This window comes from uncultured Marinobacter sp., from assembly GCF_963974375.1.
GTDB lineage: Bacteria > Pseudomonadota > Gammaproteobacteria > Pseudomonadales > Oleiphilaceae > Marinobacter.
The window spans coordinates 1-19,920 of sequence record NZ_CAXBDN010000048.1; the positions used below are offsets into that span (position 1 = coordinate 1).

The 19,920-nt window shown below is 60.5% G+C and carries 15 protein-coding genes and 2 riboswitches; of the genes, 6 read left to right on the forward strand and 9 right to left on the reverse strand.

Features of this window, described 5'->3' with window-relative positions; genetic code table 11:
- Window positions 1-143: 143 nt before the first annotated feature.
- Complete coding sequence (locus AAC035_RS06115; protein ID WP_339801306.1) at window positions 144-2,288, reverse strand: TonB-dependent receptor; 2,145 nt, start codon at window positions 2,286-2,288, stop codon at window positions 144-146.
- Between the two features lie 227 nt (window positions 2,289-2,515).
- Here AAC035_RS06115 and AAC035_RS06120 point away from each other — a divergent pair, with 227 nt between their 5' ends.
- From AAC035_RS06120 to AAC035_RS06130, 3 genes are all read left to right on the forward strand, one after another.
- Window positions 2,516-2,935: a YqaA family protein gene (locus AAC035_RS06120; protein WP_339801339.1), complete on the forward strand. Its 420-nt coding sequence runs from the start codon at window positions 2,516-2,518 to the stop codon at window positions 2,933-2,935.
- A gap of 134 nt (window positions 2,936-3,069) precedes the next feature.
- Window positions 3,070-4,185 carry an HlyD family secretion protein gene (locus tag AAC035_RS06125; protein ID WP_339801307.1) on the forward strand — a complete coding sequence of 372 codons (1,116 nt, stop codon included), beginning with the start codon at window positions 3,070-3,072 and terminating at the stop codon, window positions 4,183-4,185.
- Complete coding sequence (locus AAC035_RS06130) at window positions 4,169-5,734, forward strand: DHA2 family efflux MFS transporter permease subunit (protein WP_339801310.1); 1,566 nt, start codon at window positions 4,169-4,171, stop codon at window positions 5,732-5,734. The genes AAC035_RS06125 and AAC035_RS06130 overlap by 17 nt, the downstream gene beginning before the upstream one ends.
- Before the next feature lie 21 nt (window positions 5,735-5,755).
- Here the strand turns inward: AAC035_RS06130 and atzF are convergent, their stop codons facing one another.
- From atzF to AAC035_RS06165, 7 genes are all read right to left on the reverse strand, one after another.
- Window positions 5,756-7,552, reverse strand: coding sequence for an allophanate hydrolase (atzF, locus tag AAC035_RS06135; protein WP_339801312.1), 1,797 nt, complete (start codon window positions 7,550-7,552; stop codon window positions 5,756-5,758).
- A gap of 7 nt (window positions 7,553-7,559) precedes the next feature.
- Window positions 7,560-8,345, reverse strand: coding sequence for an ABC transporter ATP-binding protein (locus tag AAC035_RS06140; RefSeq protein ID WP_339801314.1), 786 nt, complete (start codon window positions 8,343-8,345; stop codon window positions 7,560-7,562).
- Entirely contained in the window at window positions 8,345-9,160 is an 816-nt protein-coding gene (locus tag AAC035_RS06145; RefSeq protein WP_339801316.1) for an ABC transporter permease, read from the reverse strand. The genes AAC035_RS06140 and AAC035_RS06145 overlap by 1 nt, the downstream gene beginning before the upstream one ends.
- Window positions 9,161-9,248: 88 nt before the next feature.
- Window positions 9,249-10,328, reverse strand: coding sequence for a putative urea ABC transporter substrate-binding protein (locus AAC035_RS06150; RefSeq protein WP_339801319.1), 1,080 nt, complete (start codon window positions 10,326-10,328; stop codon window positions 9,249-9,251).
- 45 nt (window positions 10,329-10,373) lie between these two features.
- Window positions 10,374-14,024, reverse strand: coding sequence for an urea carboxylase (gene uca, locus AAC035_RS06155; RefSeq protein ID WP_339801321.1), 3,651 nt, complete (start codon window positions 14,022-14,024; stop codon window positions 10,374-10,376).
- Window positions 14,015-14,653 (reverse strand): urea amidolyase associated protein UAAP2, encoded by a 639-nt coding sequence (locus tag AAC035_RS06160; protein WP_339801324.1) that lies wholly within the window; start codon window positions 14,651-14,653, stop codon window positions 14,015-14,017. Before AAC035_RS06160 ends, uca begins: the two co-directional genes overlap by 10 nt.
- Window positions 14,654-14,666: 13 nt before the next feature.
- The gene (locus tag AAC035_RS06165; protein WP_339801326.1) at window positions 14,667-15,392 is read right to left on the reverse strand and encodes an urea amidolyase associated protein UAAP1; all 726 of its coding nucleotides are present in this window, start codon (window positions 15,390-15,392) and stop codon (window positions 14,667-14,669) included.
- A 57-nt stretch (window positions 15,393-15,449) separates the two neighbouring features.
- A riboswitch (guanidine-I (ykkC/yxkD leader) is annotated at window positions 15,450-15,557 on the reverse strand.
- 301 nt (window positions 15,558-15,858) lie between these two features.
- Here AAC035_RS06165 and nhaB point away from each other — a divergent pair.
- Both nhaB and AAC035_RS06175 read left to right on the forward strand, forming a co-directional pair.
- Window positions 15,859-17,364, forward strand: coding sequence for a sodium/proton antiporter NhaB (gene nhaB, locus AAC035_RS06170; protein ID WP_339801328.1), 1,506 nt, complete (start codon window positions 15,859-15,861; stop codon window positions 17,362-17,364).
- Between the two features lie 106 nt (window positions 17,365-17,470).
- Entirely contained in the window at window positions 17,471-18,229 is a 759-nt protein-coding gene (locus AAC035_RS06175; RefSeq protein ID WP_339801331.1) for a transporter substrate-binding domain-containing protein, read from the forward strand.
- Between the two features lie 26 nt (window positions 18,230-18,255).
- Here AAC035_RS06175 and AAC035_RS06180 read toward each other — a convergent pair whose 3' ends face one another.
- Window positions 18,256-18,978 (reverse strand): DUF3047 domain-containing protein, encoded by a 723-nt coding sequence (locus tag AAC035_RS06180; RefSeq protein WP_339801334.1) that lies wholly within the window; start codon window positions 18,976-18,978, stop codon window positions 18,256-18,258.
- Window positions 18,979-19,076: 98 nt separating this feature from the next.
- A riboswitch (cobalamin riboswitch) is annotated at window positions 19,077-19,280 on the forward strand.
- 216 nt (window positions 19,281-19,496) lie between these two features.
- Here AAC035_RS06180 and AAC035_RS06185 point away from each other — a divergent pair.
- The coding region (locus AAC035_RS06185; protein ID WP_339801336.1) for an ATP cone domain-containing protein at window positions 19,497-19,920 on the forward strand (424 nt) is incomplete at its 3' end.

A 19,920-nucleotide genomic window follows, 5' to 3' on the forward strand; every position in this document is an offset into this window, starting at 1 on the left:
AAGCCGGTGAAGGCATCGGTGCGGGATGGGCGGGTGCTGGTTGACCGGCCGGTGGTGGAGCCTTTGGTGGGGTTGAATCTGGGGTGACCCGGAAAACGGCCCCCTGGGGGGGCCGTTCCTGGACGTCGCTGTCAGCAGGATGATCAGAACTGCAGGCGGACACCGGCTTCGTAGGATCTTTCCGGTCCCACGTAGATGCCCTGACGCAGGCTGGCGATGTAGCGTTCATCGGTCAGGTTCTTGATGGAACCGAACAGCTCCAGCTGACGATTAACGGCATATCGGGTGGTGAAGTCTACCGTGGTGTAGGAGTCCACCTTGCCGGTAAAGAAGCCGGAGGTGTTCTCCTGGATATCACCGGAGTTCTCTACGTCGGTAAACTGGGAGCCGGTGTAGTTGGCGCTCAGCTGGGTGCGGAGGCCGCCGTTCTCATAGCCGACACCGGCATTGGCAATCCATTCCGGGGTGTAAGGAATACGATTTCCGTCCGGAGTGGTTACGGTTACGCCATCCGCCGCGAAACGATCGCCATCGAACTCGGCGTCCGGCACCCAGGTCACGTTACCGAACGCATCGAAACCACCGTCAAGCGCCACTTCGAGGGAGCCTTCCAGTCCCTGATGGACGGTTTCGCCACCATTGGTGCGCTGGAAGTTGGTGTTGCTGTTCGCCGGAATAATCTGGTTGCTGAAATCCATCCGGAACGCGGTTGCCTCATAGCGCACACGACCTGCCTGGCCGCGAACACCCAGCTCCAGATTGACGGAGGTCTCGGCCTCCAGATCCTGGTCCTGCAATCCATCCAGGGCGTCGCCGTTCAGAGCCGGTGAAAACGCCTTGTAGACGCTACCGTACAGCTGCGCTCCCGGGCTCAGCTGGAAGGTGGTGCCCAGACCCGGCATCACCTCGGTGTTGCTGGCACTGGCTGTGCCACCACCTTGTCGGTCCTTGCGTGACTGCTCGTAATACTCCACCCGCAGACCCGGGGTGACTGCCCAGCGCTGGCTCAGGTCAAAACGGTTCTGGGCGTAAAGCGCATAGCTTTCTGCAGTATCCACCCGGTCACGACCGAGGCCGCCACGGCCAACATCCGGGGTACGGGGGTTATCCCGAACCGCAAGTATGGTCTGATCTACCATCTCTTCGTTCATATAGCGCAGGCCAATTTCTGCCTCACCAGAAACATTGAACAGGTTGTTGCGGGCGGTCAGTCGACTTTCGACGCCGAACCGCTCAAAGTTACGATTGTTGCCGTTGACGTTGTCGGTGTACACCCAGGAGCCCTGAGCGGCGGAGGCTCCGCCATCTACCCCGAAACGCCAGTAATCCCGGAACATTTCACTCCAGTACACCAGGGTTTCCAGTTCCAGATCCCGGTTGACTGTCCAGATATGGTTGATATCAAAGGAAGTACGACCGGTCAGGTAGTAATCATCTGGTGCAGGGTTGTCGTCTGCGCCTCTGCGGTACTCGTCAAGGAACAGGCCCCGGTAGGAAATGTTGGCGTCGTTCTCGGTATAGCCGAACTTGACACCGATCCACTGATCCTCCCCGATCGCCGTGCCTGCCTTGATCATTGCATCGGTGGTTTCATAACCCTTGTCCATGAAGCCGTCGCTGTCGGCCCAGCTGATGACCGCTCCGAAGATGCCGTCCTGGCTGGGTGAACTGCCCCCCAGCTCCAGAGTGGTTTTGTAGGTGTCCCAGGACCCGATGGAGGTCTCAAGGGCAACGCCATCCTGAGGTTCCTTGGTGCGATAGTTGATCACACCGCCAATATTACCGGGACCGTAGCGCAGCGCGGAGGAGCCTTTTAGCACCTCAATGTTATCTATGCGCTGGATGCGGGGGTTGTAATAGCGGCCATTGCCGACGAACAGTCCGGGTGCCACGGGCACGCCGTCCTCCAGAATCAGCGTTTTGTAGTCTGCCGAGCTGATACCCCGAACGCCGATGTTGGCGACAATGGCGGATTCCTCTTCCGGCTTGATATGAATTCCGGGTACCCGCTTGAGGGCTTCCTCGGTGGAGCGGGGCTGAATGGATTCCATGTCATCGCTGCTGACCAGAGAGACTGCGCCGGTCTGCCGGGAAACGTTGGCCTCAGCGTCACCGACTACGTTGAGCTGAGGCAGTTGGCTTACTCTGGCCTGGCGTTCAGACTCAACAACCGGTTGCGCAGCCAGGGCTGCTGGCATGGCGATAGCCATTGCCAGAGCGGCGCGACGAAATCTTGGTATGGCCGCGAAATTGCGGGTATGGATAGATACGTGCCTGGAAGACAGCATGGTAGGACCTCGGTGAGAAGCAGGAAAAGATGACGAGGATGTTAAAGTTAAGCTATCTTCTTTGTCAACAATAACTATTTACATTTAGGTTTAGAAACTGGTTTGCGTTTGTTACGGTCCGCTGGGTTCAGTGTTGTGGTGCGGTTTGCTGCCAGGAATACCGTATGATGATGGGCCAGAGCACACCCCAGGCCTGAGGTTTACCCGTTGTGACCGCCTATCTTTCCATGTTCCTCGTTGCCTTCGGCGCCGCTACCCTGCTCCCGGGGGGCTCGGAAGCTTTATTGGTGGGGCTGCTGCTGAGTGAGCGTTACCTGCTCTGGTTGTTGTTACTGGTGGCGACGGTGGGTAACGTACTGGGCTCCCTGGTGAACTGGTGGCTGGGGCTGTATCTGCAGCGGTTTCAGAACCGGCGCTGGTTTCCAGTGAGCCCGGTGCAGCTGGCCCGAGGGCGGCTGCACTACCACCGTTACGGGCGCTGGAGTCTATTGCTGAGCTGGGCGCCGGTGGTGGGTGATCCGCTCACTCTGGTGGCGGGTATCATGCGGGAGCCGCTCTGGTCTTTCCTGGTGCTGGTATCGATCGCCAAGGCGGTCCGTTATCTGGTGGTTGCGATGTTGACGCTGGGGTGGCTTGGACTTGGTTGACGTCTGGTTTCTGAATCGTTTCAAAATCCTCGGATTTCTGCTAACGTAAATGGATGCCTATCCATTAGCCTGCGTTACATCGTCCGGCACCAGAACCAGCAACAACAACGACTTTCCAAAGGTCAACGACGTTTATGGCCACAACCCCTGATCGCCTGCCAGGTCGTTCCAGCGGCAGGATTGCGAAGATACTGATCGTGGTGATCCTTGCAGCGGCCACCCTGTTCTGGGGTGGCCGCTGGGTTCACTACCGCATGACTCATGTTCATGTAGTCGATGCCCGCATCAAAACCGATATGATTTCCGTGGCCTCGCGATTGCCGGGACGTATCACTGCCCTGCCGGTCACCGAGGGGCAGCCTGTGTCCGCCGATCAGTTATTACTTGAGCTGGACAGTGCCCAGGTCCGTCAGGATCTGTTGGTGGTGGAAGCCAGTCGGGCCGCACTGGCGGGCGAACGGGCAAAAATGGAGGCGGAGCTGGAGCTGGCTCGTGCCGTGGATTCCAGTCGTATTGCTACGGCCAGCCGGGCCCTGGAAACCGCGGCGGTTGAGTTGCAGCGCAGCGAGCTGGCCCTGGAAAAGGCTCGAGCCGATCTCAATCGCTTGCAGGGCATGGCTCGCAACAACCTGATTTCCGGTCAGCAGCTGGCGGATGCCCAGTATCTGGTGGACAGTGCCCGGGCGGATTTCCGGCGTAGTGAGGCGGAACAGGCGTCCGCCAGGGCCGCGCTGAACGAAGCCGAAGCGCAGACCCTGAATCAGCAGGTGCTGGGTCGGGATCTGGAAGCGCTGGAAGCTCGTCTGAAAGAAGTGGATGCCCGCCAGCAACGCCTGCAGCTGGATATCACCGACCACCGTATTCAAAGCCCTGCTGATGGCGTGGTGGCCCGCACCTTTGTGGAACCTGGCGAATACATCCAGACCGGCCAGAATCTGATGATGGTGTACCAGCCAAGCCAGCTGTGGATTGAGGCCAACGTCAAGGAAACCCAGCTGGAAAAGATTCAGGTGGGCCAGCCGGTAAAAATCAGTGTGGATGCCTTCCCCGGCACCCGTTTCAGCGGCCGGGTAGAGCGCATCGGCACCGCCGCCACCAGCGAGTTCGCCTTGCTGCCCAGCCCCAACCCCAGCGGTAACTTCACCAAGACCACCCAGCGGATTCCGGTCCGGATCACCTTCGACGAGCCAGACCCGCGCCTGCGTCCGGGGCTGATGGTCGAGGTGGGTGTCCATGCCGACGACGACTGAGCAGCTCTTTACCCAGTACGGCCCGGCCTACAAATGGCTGGGCACCTGCACGGTGATGCTGGGCACCCTGTCCATGACCCTGGCCACCACCATTGTAAACGTGGCCATTCCGGACATCATGGGTAATTTCGGTATCGCCCAGACCGACGCCCAGTGGCTGTCCACCGGTTTTCTGGCGGCCATGTCTGCATTCATGCTGGTCAGCGCCTGGGCGCTGCACACCTTCGGAATGAAAACCGCCTATATTGGTTGTCTGGTGGTGTTCATGCTGGCCTCGGTACTGGGCGGTATAAGCCCCCACGAGGACCTGGTGATCCTGTCCCGGGTGTTGCAGGGGGCCATGGCGGGGATCATCCAGCCGTTGGCCATGACCATCATTTTCCAGGTGTTTCCGGAGCGCCAGCGTGGTCTGGGTATGGGTATCTATGGCCTGGGCGTGATCCTCGGCCCCGCCATCGGCCCGGCGGTGGGCGGCGTGCTGGTGGACTGGCTGAGCTGGCGGGCGGTGTTTTTCATGCCGTTGCCCACCTGCCTGATGGCCATTGGCTTTGCGGTGTTTTTTGCTCCCGGCAAGGATGAAGGCCAGGTGGCGACCCGCTTCGACTGGCCCGGTTTTCTGTTCCTGTGCCTGTTTCTGGTCAGTCTGTTGTGGGGCCTTTCCAATGGTCAGCGCCAGGGCTGGGGTTCGATGACCATCGTCGGCATCTTCCTGTTTGCCCTGATGATGGCCATTGCCTTCATCGTGCGGCAGATGACCACCCGTCATCCCTTGCTGAATATCCGCATGTTCGCCATTCCCGGGTTTGCTGCCGGTTGTGCTATTGGATTCTGTTTTGGGGCGGGCCTGTTTGGTTCCACCTATCTGATCCCGTTGTTCGTGCAGCAGATTCAGGGCCTGACAGCCACCTCCGCCGGGCTCTTGCTGATGCCCGCCGGGTTGGTCATGGCGCTGATTTTTCCGGTGGCGGGCTACATGGCCGACCGGTATCCGGCGCCGGCCGTGATTACTCTTGGAACCTCGTTGCTGGCAATATCCAGCTATATGCTGGGCCTGATGGATGTGTACACGCTGCCCTGGCTGATTGTGTTCTGGGTTACCGTTGGTCGCCTCGGACTGGGTTTTGGCATGCCGGCTATCGGCACCGGTTCCCTGCGGGCACTGGATATGACATTGGTCAGTCAGGGGTCCGGTGCTGCCAACTTTTCACGGCAGATTGGTGGTGCCATCGGGGTGAATCTGCTGTCGGTAAATCTTGAATGGCGGACCATGGAACATGCCCGTGTAATCACCGATACCCAGACCGCCGGCAACGCCATGACCGCCGAATTACTGACCCGCTACCAGAGCATGGCCCCGGCGGCGGGTCTGACCCCGGATCAGCTGGGGCATGCCTCCATGGCCTTTCTGCGGGAGGCCATCTACTTCCAGTCCTACATGAAAGGCTTTCAGGACAGCTTCCTGATACTGGCGGGCGTGTTCGTGCTGACGCTGATCCCGGTGTGGGTGATGCGCAGGTATACCCGGGTCAGACGAGCAGCACCCGCCTGATTGCGGCGCCTGCCGAGAAGCTTATTGTGATGCGACAAACCCCCGCCAGCCTTCAGGGCTGGTAATGTCCCGGGCGCCTTCCAGACCAATTGGCTCGCAGATAAAACCCGATACCCAGCGACCGTCCGCCAGTTCGACCTTGCCAATACCCAGGGGGGCCGGAATACCTGCCACAAAACTGCCGAACTGATCCGCCGGCACCCGCCAGATCTCCACCGGCAGGGCGATGCCCTGATTCGTGTCACGGATCATGCCGGGGCGCATGGGTGGCCTGCCGGCCAGCAGATACATACGGTAGACTGCAGCGGTTTCAGTAGCTTCCACCAGGGTGGCATTGCGGCTGGTGAGCTGATGGTTCAGGGGCAGGCCTTCCAGATGCGCGCCGCACACCAATACGTCGATGGTGCCTGGGCTGGCGTCCACAGCCAGGCTTGTCAGAGGGTCTTCAAGGGCACCCACGGTGTGGGTGGCCAGTGGATGCAGCCGGGCCGCCAGGCTCAATAACGCCTCATCCTGAAAGGCCGGGGCAAACAGCGTGCAGCCCAGGGGCAGGCCGTTGTCGAGAAACCCGGAAGGCACGGCTACCGCGCTGTAGTCCAGCAGGTTCATGAAATTGGTGTAGGTGCCCAGCATGGAGTTGCGGGCCACCGGTTCGGCGGCAATGTCTGCCTGGCTGTAGATGGTGGGGGTGGTTGGCGTCACCATCACATCCACCTGTTGCCAGACCTGATCCGCCGTGTGCTTCAGGGTCTTCAGCCGGTATTGGGCAGCGAAGGCATCGGTGGCGCTGCCATTGATGCCCTGGCTGATTATGCTCCGGGTAACCTCCAGCAGTGCTTCCGGGTTGTCGCGGATCAGCGGACTGGTGGCCAGGTAGCGCTCTGCTACCCAGGGGCCTTCGTAGAGCAGGCGGGCCGCTTCCATAAAGGGCGAAAAATCCACTTCAACCGCGGTTCCACCCAGGCTTTCCAGCTGGCGGACCGAGGACTCGAACAGCGCCTTGGCACCGTCGTTGCCGTCAAACTGCAACTGATCGGATTTAGGCACACCGAACCGGAAATGCTCCGGCAGCGGCTTGCGGCCCACCGGCGCGGGCCGCTGCCAGGGATCGGAGCCATTGCTGGCCTCCGCAACGCTCAGAACGGCACTGGCCTGGTCGGCACTGCGGGCAAAAATCGAGACGCAATCCAGGCTCTGACAGGCCGGTACCACCCCCTGCACACTCAGACGTCCCAGAGTGGGTTTCAGTCCGACCAGGTTGTTGAAGGCCGCCGGCACCCGGCCGGAGCCGGCGGTGTCGGTACCCAGGGAGAAGCTCACCAGCCCCAGGGCTACGGCCACCGCAGAGCCGGCGGAGGAGCCGCCGGAAATATAATCCGGATCGAAACTGTTGCGGCAGGCGCCCCAGGGTTCCGGCGAGCGGGTGCCCACCAGGCCGGTGGCGAACTGGTCCAGATTGGCTTTGCCCAGGGGAATGGCACCGGCCCCGATTAATGCGGCCACCACAGCGGCGTGCTGCTGCGGCTGATAGCGGTAGGCTTCACAGGCGGCCGTTGTGGGCATGCCGGCCACATCAATGTTGTCTTTCACCGCAAACGGAATGCCGTAGAGGGGCAGCTCCACGGGGTCGCTTTGCTGCAGGCGCTCCAGATAGGGTTCCAGCTCCTGTTCGCTGGCCAGATGGATCCAGATGTTGTGATCGGCAAATTCGGTGGCCCGCTCCAGCAGGTGGGACACCAGCATGCCCGGCGTCAGCTCGCCGCTGAGGTAGGCGCTGCGCAGGGATGAAATATCGAGGTTGATGGTGGTGGTTTTCACAGTGGCCTCATGCTGACAGGTTCCGCGCCGTTTGCGACACGGAGGTTTCAATGGATTCGTAAACCTGGCGGTCGGTGTGGCCGATCGGCAGGTCGTAAGTGATGGTGGCGCCGAAGGCTTCCGGCTGTTGCGGGTCGTTACGGACCTTGTCGAACACCAGCAGCCGGGTGCCCAGGTAGAAGCCCTCCTGCAGGTCGTGGGTCACCATGAAAATGGTGGTGCCGGTTTCCCGCCAGAGTTTCAGGATCAGCTCATGCATGTCGCCGCGGATGCCCGGATCCAGGGCGCCGAAGGGCTCGTCCAGCAACAACACCCGGGGTCTCATGATGAACGACTGGGCGATGGCCAGCCGTTGTTGCATACCCCCGGATAACTCGTGGGGCCACTTGTGAATGGCATGGCCCAGGCCTACCGATTCCAGCATGGCATCCACCTGGGTCAGGGCCTCACGCCGGGCCTTGCCGAACAGCTTGCCGAGCAGGGGTTTCTGTTCCAGCTCCAGACCCATCAACACATTCTGACGGACGGTGAGGTGGGGGAATACCGAGTAGCGCTGGAATACGATACCCCGGTTGCGGTCCGGCTCCCGGGGGAACGCCTCACCCTCCAGTTTCAGTTCACCCCGGGTGGCCTGTTCCTGGCCCAGCAGCATTTTCAGGAAGGTGGATTTGCCGCAGCCGGAAGCGCCCACCAGGGTGCAGAATTCACCCTGCTCCACGGTCAGCGACAGGTTCTCCAGTACCACGGTTTTGCCGTACTCTTTCCACAGCTTGTCGACGGTAATAAAGCTCATCAGTTGCCTCCCGCGTTATACCAGGGGAACAGCCGGCGGTTGGCCAGTCGCAGCAGCTGATCGATGACGATGGCCAGCAGGGTAATCCACAGCACGTAGGGCAGGATCACATCCATGGACAGGAACCTGCGCACCAGGAAGATCCGGTAGCCCAGCCCCTCGGTGGAGGAAATGGCCTCGGCGGCAATCAGGAACAGCCAGGCGGGACCCAGGCTGAGGCGCACTGAATCAATCAGCCGTGGTAATACCTGGGGCAGCACCATCCGGGTCACCATCTGCCAGGTGTTGGCACCCAGGGTCTGGATCTTGATGAACTGCTCCTGGGGCAGCTCCCGTACCCGCTGGGCCACATCCCGCATCATGATGGGGGCGGTGCCGATAACGATCAGCATCACCTTGGACAGCTCGCCCAGACCAAACACAATAAACAGGATCGGCAGTATGGCCAGTGGCGGAATCATCGACAGCGCCGACACCAGCGGCGCCAGCCCGGCCCTGACCAGGGGCAGAGTGCCATTAAGAATGCCCACGGTCAGCGCCAGCACCGCAGCTACCGAAATGCCGATGCCTAGCCGTTCCAGGCTGGCAAAGGTGTCGGTCCACAGCAGGTAGTCACCGCTGCGGCGGTCTTCCTGAAAGGCCATGCGCTCCATGGCCGTCACCATCTGCTCGAGACCCGGCAGCAGTTTGTCGTTGGGGTTTTCGGCCAGTCGTTCCCGGGAGGCCATGCTGTACGCCAGAATGATCAGCAGGAACGGAATCAGACCCAGCACGGCGGCTGACACGGCTCCCGGGTGACGGTTGATCAAGCGCATGAGGTACTCCTGTGGTCAGGCATTACGGCCATGAAATCGCCGGGATCCGACCTTCCTTCGAGTCCCGGGCAAAGGGGTATCGGCCAGTTCAAAGCTCGCCGTCGGCCGCCATCTGCATGAAGCTGTCGTCGAAGCGGAACTTCACGTTGCCTTCATCACCCATGATGGAGCCGTCCGGGAACTCGATGCCGACAAAGTCCGGGCTCATGGCGCCCTGCCCCAGCAGGCCCTTTTCGAAGGAGAACTGACGCACCGCGTCCATAGCGTCCCGGGCCTGATCGCTGTTGATGAACTCAACGGCGCTGGAGGGCTCATAGAACATCCGGGTGGCGGCCAGCTGGGCTTCGTAGCCGGCCAGGTCGGTACCGGAGTTCTCGCCCAGGGTGGCCCGGGCCTCGCGGCCTTCCTCGGTGTCGGACTGGATGATGCTCATGACCTCGTACCAGGCGCCCACCAGGGCTTTACCGAAGTTGGGGTTCTGCTCCAGCACCTCGGTGTTGACCACCGCCAGATCCTTGATATGGCCAGGAATCTCGCTGGAATCAAACAGTTTGGTGACGTCGGGAAAGGCTTCGATCTCGCTCAGCAGCGGATTCCAGGTGGCCACGGTGCGCACGTCGTCGGTCTGGAACGCAGACACCAGGTCCGCATCAGAGATGTTCACCACGTTGATGTCCCGTTCTTCCAGGCCGACGCTGTCCAGGGCCCGCACCAGCAGGTAGTGGGATACCGACAGTTCCACCAGGTGTACGGTGGTGCCTTTGAGATCGGCAAGGGTTGCGGCGTCCTTGGACACCACGCCATCGTTGCCATCGGAGTAGTCACCGACGATCAGCGCGGTGCTGTCAACGCCGGAGGCGGCCGGAATCGAGAGGCTGTCCATGCTGGTGGCCACCACCGCATCGAACTGACCGGCGGTGAACTGGTTGATGGATTCGATGTAGTCGTTGATCTGCACCACGTCCACTTCGATGTCGTACTTGTCGGCCCACTTTTTCATGATGCCGCTGTCATCGGCGTACTGCCAGGGCATCCAGCCCACGTAGATACTCCAGGCGATGCTGAAGGAATCCCGCTCCTGTGCGCTGGCACTGAAGGACAGGCTGGTGGCCAACAGGCCGGCGCCCACAAGGGCTCCCAATCGCTTGCTCAGTTCACGTGTTTTCATGTTGCTCTCCCCGGGCGTGGCCCGATGCTGATGATATTGTTGGGTTCAATCGACCTGTTCTTCCACGATCACCACCGGCGTGCCCGGTGACACCGCCTGGCCGGCCTCGCGGCGGACTTCCACCACCCGCCCGCTGACCGGGCTGAGCAGCTCTATTTCCATCTTCATGGACTCCACCACCGCCACCGGACGCTGGGCCTCAATGGTGTCGCCGGGCTTTACCAGGCACTCCCAGAGGTTGCCGGCCACATGGCTTTCAACCGCATGCTGGCCGGCGGGCAGGTTGGCGATATCGTCCTCGCCGAGATCTTCCATGGGCGCCTCGGCGCTGAAGTTGATCTGGCCGGACTCGATCCAGCGCTGCAGCTCCTCATCGAACGCCTGCTGGCGCTGGCCGGTGAAGCCCTCGATCTCGCTCTGGTGGTCCGCCAGAAACTGTTCGTAATCCTTCAGGTTGAAGCGGGTCTCCTCAACGCGAATGGGGTAGTCGCCATTGGGGAAATCGCGGCGGATCTGCTTCAGCTCGTCGGCGCTGACTTCGTAGAATCGCACCTGATCAAAGAACCTCAGCAGCCAGGGCTTGCCATCCTCGAACACCTCGGTGGTGCGGTAGCGGTTCCACATCTGCAGGGTGCGGCCCACAAACTGGTAGCCGCCGGGGCCTTCCATGCCGTAGATGCACAGATAGGCACCGCCGATGCCCACGGAGTTTTCCGCAGTCCAGGTCCGGGCCGGGTTGTACTTGGTGGTCACCAGGCGGTGGCGCGGGTCCAGCGGGGTGGCCACCGGAGCCCCCAGGTACACATCCCCCAGCCCCATCACCAGATAGCTGGCGTCGAAAACGGTTTTCTTGACCACCTCGATGCTGTCGAGACCGTTGATGCGACGGATAAATTCCAGGTTGCTGGGACACCAGGGGGCATCCTTGCGCACCGACTGCATGTATTTGGCAATGGCGGTCTGGCAGGCCTCGTCGTCCCAGGACAGGGGCAGGTGGACGATACGGGCCGGCACATCCCACTCCGGCTGCTGTTCCAGCTCCTTCTCGGCGCCGATCAGCAGGTCCAGCAACGTCTGCTGGTTCAGGTGCTGGCTGTCGTAATGCACCTGCAGCGAGCGGATACCGGGAGTCAGCTCCAGAATGGCGGGGTGAGCCTGGTCACGGAGCCACAGCATCAGGGCATGGGCGCGAAAACGCAGACGGATATCCAGCTCCATGGGGCCGTATTCCACCAGCACATAATTGTCGCCGGCGGCCCGGTACACCACCCCGGTTTCGTGCTGGTCCGTGCCCAGTTCCGCCAGCAGCGGCGATGTGGGCTGAATCGGATGAATGCTGACGCGGGCCGCAGTCAGGGTTGCCACGGATTCTTCCAGGGCTTCCCGCAGGGCTACGGCCTGGTTCTGGCACACCGGTACAAACTGCACCTTGTCGCCGGCCTTGAGCTGGCCCAGTTTCCACAGATCGGCGCTGATCACCGTCACCGGGCAGACAAAGCCCCCGAGGCTGGGGCCGTCCGGGCCCAGGATGACCGGCATGTCGCCGGTGAAATCCACGGTACCCACGGCGTAGGCATTGTCGTGAATGTTGGAAGGGTGCATGCCGGCTTCGCCGCCGTCGCTGCGGGCCCATTCCGGTTTCGGGCCGATCAGGCGCACACCGGTGCGGCTGGAGTTGTAGTGAATCTCCCACTGGCTGGCAAAGAAGGTTTCGATGTCGTGTTCGGTGAAGTAATCCGGCGCTCCGTGAGGTCCATAGGTGACATGGAGTTTCCAGGTCTTGCCGATGGTCGGCTTCAGGTCCTCAGGCAGACGGCGCGGGGGCGCTGCTGGTACATCGGTGAGCGCCAGCACATCACCGGCACGAATGGCGCGGCCACAGTGACCGCCGAACTGGCCCAGGGTGAAAGTGCTGCAGGAATTCAGGTAGTGCGGGCAGCTGAGGCCGCCCCGGAACAGCACATGGGCCCGGGCGCCGGCCCCGGTGGTGGCGCCCAGCTTCAGGATGGCACCGGCCGGGACGTCGATTACTTCCCAGAAAGGCACGGGTACGTCGTTCAGGGTGGCCTCGATGGGGGCGCCTGTCAGGGCAATCTGGGTAGCCCGGTTAAAACTGAGGGTTGGGCCTTTGAGGGTGATTTCCAGTCCGGGGGCGCCCTCGACATTGTCCAGCAAGCGGTTACCCAGGCGGAACGAGTAGCTGTCGAAGGGACCGGAGGGCGGCACGCCCACTTCCCAGTAGCCAATCCGGCCGGGGTAATCCTGAATGGTGGTCATGGTGCCGCCGGTGATCACATCCACGGTGTCCGGCTGGTAGTGAAATTCGTTCAGGGTGCGGGTGAACAGCCGGCCTTCGACAAAGCGCTGGTCTTCCAGCACCTGGCGCACGTACTGGCGGTTGGTTTCGATGCCGTACAGCTGGCTGTCATCCAATGCCTGCATCAGCCGCTGGCGGGCGCTTTCCCGGTCGGCCTCGTGAACGATCACCTTGGCCAGCATGGGATCGTACAGCGGCGACACCTCGGTGCCCGGCTGTATCCAGGTGTCGATACGCAGACTATTTGATTCGGGCCAGGACACACTGGTCAGCAGACCGGCACCGGGCTGGAAGTCCTTGTTGGGATCTTCCGCGTAAATCCGTGCCTGAATGGCGTGGCCTTTCGGTACCAGTTGGCTGGCCTGCTCATTCAGATTGGTGAGGGTGCCGGCCCCCAGCTCCACCATCCAGCGCACGATATCGACGTCGTAGACCTGCTCGGTTACACCGTGCTCGACCTGTAAGCGGGTGTTTACTTCCAGAAAGTAGAACTCAGTGGTGTCCGGGTCGTAGATAAACTCCACCGTGCCGGCGCTGCGGTAGGCGATGCTCTCGCCCAGTTGGCGGGCGGTGGCGTGCATCTGGCGGCGAACCTCGTCGGTCAGGCCCGGAGCCGGGGCTTCCTCGATCACCTTCTGGTTACGGCGCTGGGCAGAGCAATCCCGCTCACCCAGCGCCACCACCGCGCCCTGACCGTCGCCAAACAGCTGCACTTCGATATGGCGGGCGTATTCCACAAACTTTTCCAGGAACACGCCGCTGTTGCTGAAGTTGTTCTGGCTCAGTCGCTGCACCGAATCAAAGCTCTTGCGCAGATCCTCCGGCCCGAAACAGCGGGACATGCCGATGCCACCACCACCGGCGGTGCTTTTTAGCATCACCGGGTAGCCGATGCGCTCCGCTTCTTCCAACGCCTGGTCCAGACCGGTCAGCAGACCGGTACCCGGCAGCATGGGCACCCCGGCCTGTTCCGCCAGATCGCGGGCGGTGTGTTTGAGGCCGAAGTCTTCCATCTGCTCTGGCGTGGGTCCCAGAAACACCACGCCCTCGGCTTCACAGCGGCGGGCGAAGTCGGCGTTCTCGCTGAGAAAACCATACCCCGGGTGAATCGCCTGGGCACCGCTCTCGCGGATGATCCGGAACAGACGATCTTGATCCAGGTAGGTTGCGGACGCGGGGCCATCGCCCAGGGACCAGGTTTCGTCGGCCTGACGTACATGCAGGGAGTCGGCGTCTGCCTCGGCGTAGACCGCCACCGAGGTGATCCCCATTGCCCGCAGGGTGCGGATGACCCGGCAGGCGATGGCGCCCCGGTTGGCGATCAGCACCTTGGTCAGGGGCTGGCTTCCTGTTCGATGGCTTGCCTGGTTCAGCTCCATACCAGCACCTCGATCGATGTCGGGTTGTAGGCGTTGCAGGGATTGTTCAGCTGCGGGCAGTTGGAAATCATCACCAGCACATCCATGGCCGCTTTCAGCTCCACGTATTTGCCGGCGTCGGAAATGCCGTCGGCAAAGGTCAGGCCACCTTCGGCGGTTACCGGTACGTTCATGAAAAAATTGATGTTGTGGGTGATGTCCCGCTTGCTCAGTCCCAGCTCCTCATGTTCGGTGACCGCAATCAGCCAGCTGTCGCGGCAGGCGTGCATGCATTTTTTCTCAAGGGCGTAGCGGGTGGTGTTGCTCTCCGCGGCACAGGCGCCGCCCAGGGTGTCGTGGCGACCGCAGGTGTCGGCGGTGATCTCCAGCATCACATTGCCTTCGCTGGATATCAGCTTGGAGCCGGCGGTCAGGTAGACGTTGCCCTGCTCGCGAATGGTGTCCACCGCGCTGTAGCGCTCGGTCGGATTGTGAGCGTTGTAGAAAAGAGTGTCGGCGGCCTGGTTGCCCTCCAGGTCCAGAATGCGGACGGTCTCGCCGGCCTTCACCACTTTCAGAAAATAGTCACCGGCCAGCACGGTTTCACGGAAGCTGGCCTGGTCTGCATTCAAGGTGCTTTGCCTGATCATATCCGGCCTCCTGTTACTGCATCATGTGATACAGGGCGTTATTGGCGAAGGCGCGGGTGGCCTCCGGTGACGAGGTCTTGCACAGGTCGGCATCGGTTACCGGGGCCGCCTTGAAGAGCTGATAACGCACGGGATGAGAGGGGTAGTCTTTGGCCGGATTCAGCGGGTGCGGGCAGGTGTGCAGCACCACGATGGTGTCCATCTCGAAGCGCAGATCTACGGTGGCGCCGGCGTGGGAGTGATCGCTGACAAACGCCATGTTGCCGTCGTCATCGGTCTGCACCTTGCTGAACCAGTTCAGATTGGCGGTCAGGTCTTTCTTGCCCAGACCGTACTTGGCCAGTTCGTTGAGGAAGCTGGTAAAGCCGTTGCGATGATAGTGATTGTGGGCGTCCTGATAGGTCTTTCTGCCCCAGCGCGTTTCCACCAACGTCGCGTTGCTGGTGCCGCTGACGGTATCGTGCCAGCCCAGGTCGTCGCCAATGATGGAGGCAAACACTCGGCCCATGTCGGAAAGCAGCACATGGCCACGGGTGAGCCTGAAGGTGTGCTGATTCTTGAGGGTGTCCGGCATGTTGTAGCGTTCAAGCGGATTCTCGGGATTGTACATCAGCATGCCGACGCTGCCCCCACCGGTTTCATCGATCATGCGCAGCACATGGCCGCGGCGCATGATAAAGGACCAGTGAGATCCGCCGGGAATCAGATCTTCGTAGAGGGGAGTCGCAGACTGCAACATGACCTTTTCCTCTTGGCTGGGTTTTCAAAATAACGAGAGGCGTCAGTAACTGAACGAGTCTCCCGGGCTTTTGTCCCGCCGTGTAGCCTTGGAAAAGGCCGTCAACTCTCGGACCAGTCGTCTGCATTGGTTTGTTGGCAGACCGGAACCCTAGTTGACCATTTGTCAGATTGTCGCGCTTTGATGGTGGTTTCAGTAACCGACTTCTCGCTGCGTGCTTACGGCGTTTACCCTTACAAGAGCCATGCCAGCACCTCTAACCTGCTGTTTCCTATCGTTCCTGGGGATTCCGGGTCAGTTATCGGTGCGTTAGGCTGCGCCATTTTGGTGCGCATCCCCCAAACTGGTGCGACAACATGACGCCGATCAAAAAATGAGTAGTCAGCAGGGTGTTACGCCAGAATTCTGGTAAAATCCGCCCGCTTTCTCGCACCCGCTCTTTACCCTGACAAGTGAAAACCTGAAGATGCCCTCCACCGTTATGGGCGGTTTCGCCGCCAACTTTCTGGGGAACGCTCCCCGCTGGTATAAACAGCTGATTTTGCTGTTCCTGATCATTAATCCGATCATTGTCTGGATCTTCGGCCCTGCGCTGGCAGGCTGGGTTCTGGTGGCTCAGTTCATTTTTACCCTGGCCATGGCCCTGAAGTGTTACCCGCTGTTACCCGGGGGACTGCTGGCGGTGGAGGCCCTGCTGATTGGCATGACCTCGCCGGAAGCGGTCTACCACGAACTGCTCATCAACTTTCCGGTGATTCTGCTGCTGATGTTCATGGTGGCAGGCATCTATTTCATGAAAGAACTGCTGCTGGTGACCTTTACCCAGATTCTGGTGGGCGTTCGTTCCAAGTCTGCGCTCTCGCTTCTGTTCTGTGCGGCGGCGGCACTGCTGTCGGCGTTCCTGGATGCCCTGACGGTAACCGCGGTTATCATCAGTGTGGCAGTGGGCTTTTTCTCGGTGTACCACAAGGTGGCGTCCGGCAAGGGTTACCATCACGGCGACCACAACGCAGGTAGCGACGACAGCGTGATTGAGCTGCATCGCGAAGATCTGGAGGAGTTCCGCGCCTTTTTGCGTAGCCTGCTGATGCACGGAGCCATTGGTACGGCACTTGGTGGCGTCTGCACCATGGTAGGAGAGCCCCAGAACCTGCTGATTGCGAAAACCGTGGGCTGGGATTTTGCCGAATTCTTCCTGGCGATGATGCACGTCAGCATACCGGTGCTGCTGGCAGGCCTGACCATGTGCTGGATTCTGGAGAAGCGCCGCTGGTTTGGCTACGGTGCCCGTTTGCCGAAGCCGGTGCGCCAGGTTCTGGAAGAATTCGCGGATAACGAGCGCAAAAAACGCACTAAAGCGGATCAGGCGGCGTTATGGATTCAGGCGATAGCCGCCGGTATTCTGGTGATTGGTCTGGCCTTTCACCTGGCGGAGGTGGGTCTGATCGGACTGCTGGTGATCATTCTGATTACCTCGTTCACCGGAGTGACCGATGAGCACCAGATCGGCAAGGCGTTTCAGGAATCCCTGCCGTTTACCTCACTGCTGGTGGTGTTCTTTGCCATCGTGGCGGTGATTCATGAGCAGCACCTGTTCAAGCCCATTATCGATTTTGTGCTGACGCTGCCGATGGATCAGCAGCCGGCCATGTTCTTTATCGCCAATGGTCTGCTTTCCATGATCAGCGATAACGTCTTCGTCGCTACCATCTACATAAGCGAAATCCGCCAGGCCCTGGACGCCGGTGTGATTACCCAGGCGCATTTTGAGAACCTGGCGGTATCCATCAATACCGGTACCAACCTTCCCAGCGTGGCCACCCCCAATGGACAGGCGGCGTTCCTGTTCCTGCTGACATCGGCCATCGCGCCCCTGGTCCGGCTTTCCTACGGCCGCATGGTGGTGATGGCGTTTCCCTACACGGTGGTTATGTCAGTGGTGGGTTTGTTAGCCGTTGTTTTCCCTTTATAGAGACTCGGAGCAGGCCGGTAAAACGGCCTGCTACAGGTATTCTCTGAGGCGTCTATAATAGGGCTGGTCGATCTGTGACAAGTGGCTGACAGAATAGGGACGTTGAATGGCCAGATACCTGCTTTTTATAGGGATATTGATGATTTCCTGTTGTGCCCATGCTCAGCACCGAGTGCTGACCGTGGGTTACGTGGACTTTCCCCCCTATCAGTTTCGCGACGCCAACGGAGAGCCTGCCGGACTTTTTGTCGAGCTCACCAGACAGGTTGCCACCGAGGCCGGTTACAGACTTGAATTCCTGCACCTGCCCACCGCCCGGGTTTACTATTTTCTGGAAATCGGAGCTATCGACCTGTGGCAGGGATTTGCCAACAATCCGGCCGTGGCCGATTCTGTGCTGGAGAGTCGGAGCCGTCCCTTGCGGGTGGAGTACGGCGTCTGGCACCGCAGTCATGTACCGGGGCCGGAGCATTTTGAGGACCTGAAGCAACGCCTGTTGATCCGGATAACCGGTTACAACTACGCGGGCCTGGCCCGGTTTCTCGACGAAGCCGAAGACTATCGCAGCACGGGCACGGTCAATCACAACACCGCCGTGGAGATGCTGAAGCGGGATCGGGGTGACTATGTGCTGGGTTACCGGGAGCCCATGCTGGAAGCCCTGAAACTCAATCCTGTTGACGATGTTCTGTACGTGCCCATGTGGGTCCGCGAGGCGGCCTGGCTGTTTTCGATCGCCGGTGGTGACGCAAGCCGCTGGCGGCAGGCGTTTGATGACGCCTGGCAGAGCCTGGCAGAGAAAGGTCAGCTGGAGCCGCTGCCGAAACTTGACGACCACCGGTTAATGGAGGGCTTTCCGCTATAGTGCCTGACCTTTCACTGGTCTGACGATCAGTTCCTGCTCAGCGTGATATCCCCATACCAGGCGGTGGCGGATTCGCCGGTGTTGTCGGAATCCGACATGATGGCAATGCCTACCAGTGCCGGCGGCTCCGCACCAAACGCCCGCCGATAATCCGCCACGATATCCCGTTCAATGGTTACCCACTCACCCACCTGTTCCTGGCCCGAACTGACCGCCAGCATCATGGTATGGTCGGTGTAGGGATTGGGCACCAATTCACCCTCTGGCAACCGGTTGGCCCAGATATAGTTGAGGGCATTGCCGGGCAACTCCTCACCGAACAGGGCAGACACCGTGCGCCGCTTTGCCCGCTCAAACCAGCCGGCCTTGTCCGGTTCAAAGCGGAACGCCACGTAGATGCGGGCAGGGTAATCGTCGCCATCCTTACGCCGGGCATCACCCTGCTCAAAAACGTTGGAAACTTTCCAGCGCCAGCGCAGGATCAGGCTGTCGCCGGGATCCAGCGCCAGCCGGGCAATCATCCCGGAGGCACCGCCGCCGGTGGTGGCCTTCACCACCTGCTGGTCGTCCTCCGTGACCAGCTCATAGCGACTGTGCTGATCAATATTGGGAAAGATCAGTGGCTCCCACCCGTAGTCTGATCCCAGCGATTCCAGTTCTGAAAACGCCGGTATTGTGGCTTGTTGCGCCTGAGCCGGAAGGCTGAGAAGCAGGGCAATTGATAATGTGGAAAGCAGGTAGCGAAGCATCACAAAAACTCCCGGATAATCGTATTGTGGATAGACACGCAAGATAAGGTTTAGTGCCTTGCTAGCCGAATATTTACTGTATATAGTGTTGAAGTCCTTGGCTGCATACCAGATATAGTGACTGAATCTTGATCAGTCTACGGGTATCGGGAATCCGGTGAAACTCCGGAACTGACGCGCAGCGGTATTGGGGAACGAACGGGCATCACGACACTGGCACCCGCCGGGAAGTCGCCCGCAAGGCCGAACCAAATGGTTCACGCCCCTGAGTCCGAAGACCTGCCATGGACAGAGAACTGCACCTTCGCGTTTAAAAGGTGAGCAGCGAGGCTTTTTATCAGCCACGGAATCCAGGGACCTTCGACCCTTCGACAGGCTCAGGGTGAACGGAAAGGACTTAGTCGTTCTCTCCTCCACCCGTTCGTCCTGAGCTTGTCGAAGGACCCTGGACTCCATGGCCCAAAAATCTCCTGCCAAAACGCGAAGGCCAGACCCACGCGTTTCAAAGGAGAAGTCCCATGTCTGCCCACGCCCTCGCCGAACCTCAGGCCCCAGCCGATACCCAGTCCCTTCAGGTTATCAAACGTAATGGCACTCTGGTGTCCTTCGATGCCAGCAAGATCAGCGTCGCCGTCACCAAGGCCTTTCTGGCAGTGGAAGGTGACCAGTCCGCCGGTTCCGCCCATATCCATGATGCCGTGCAACGGGTGACCGCCCAGGTGGTGCAGGCCATCAGCCGACGTCTGAAGGCTGGCGGCAAGGTCCACATTGAAGACATTCAGGATCATGTGGAACTGGCCCTGATGCGGGCGGAGGAGCAGAAGGTGGCCCGGGCCTATGTGCTCTACCGGGAGGCCCACGCTCAGGAGCGGGCGCGGCAGGCCCCGATGGAAGCGCACCCTTCCCTGACGGTAAAAAAAGCGGACGGCCAGAGTGCCCCGC

Coding starts and splice junctions, on each gene's coding strand:
- AAC035_RS06115 (WP_339801306.1), bottom strand. CDS start 2,288: ATGCTGTCTTCCAGGCACGTATCTATCCATACCCGCAATTTCGCGGCC.
- AAC035_RS06120 (WP_339801339.1), top strand. CDS start 2,516: ATGTTCCTCGTTGCCTTCGGCGCCGCTACCCTGCTCCCGGGGGGCTCG.
- AAC035_RS06125 (WP_339801307.1), top strand. CDS start 3,070: ATGGCCACAACCCCTGATCGCCTGCCAGGTCGTTCCAGCGGCAGGATT.
- AAC035_RS06130 (WP_339801310.1), top strand. CDS start 4,169: ATGCCGACGACGACTGAGCAGCTCTTTACCCAGTACGGCCCGGCCTAC.
- AAC035_RS06140 (WP_339801314.1), bottom strand. CDS start 8,345: ATGAGCTTTATTACCGTCGACAAGCTGTGGAAAGAGTACGGCAAAACC.
- AAC035_RS06145 (WP_339801316.1), bottom strand. CDS start 9,160: ATGCGCTTGATCAACCGTCACCCGGGAGCCGTGTCAGCCGCCGTGCTG.
- AAC035_RS06150 (WP_339801319.1), bottom strand. CDS start 10,328: ATGAAAACACGTGAACTGAGCAAGCGATTGGGAGCCCTTGTGGGCGCC.
- uca (WP_339801321.1), bottom strand. CDS start 14,024: ATGGAGCTGAACCAGGCAAGCCATCGAACAGGAAGCCAGCCCCTGACC.
- AAC035_RS06160 (WP_339801324.1), bottom strand. CDS start 14,653: ATGATCAGGCAAAGCACCTTGAATGCAGACCAGGCCAGCTTCCGTGAA.
- AAC035_RS06165 (WP_339801326.1), bottom strand. CDS start 15,392: ATGTTGCAGTCTGCGACTCCCCTCTACGAAGATCTGATTCCCGGCGGA.
- nhaB (WP_339801328.1), top strand. CDS start 15,859: ATGCCCTCCACCGTTATGGGCGGTTTCGCCGCCAACTTTCTGGGGAAC.
- AAC035_RS06175 (WP_339801331.1), top strand. CDS start 17,471: ATGGCCAGATACCTGCTTTTTATAGGGATATTGATGATTTCCTGTTGT.
- AAC035_RS06180 (WP_339801334.1), bottom strand. CDS start 18,978: ATGCTTCGCTACCTGCTTTCCACATTATCAATTGCCCTGCTTCTCAGC.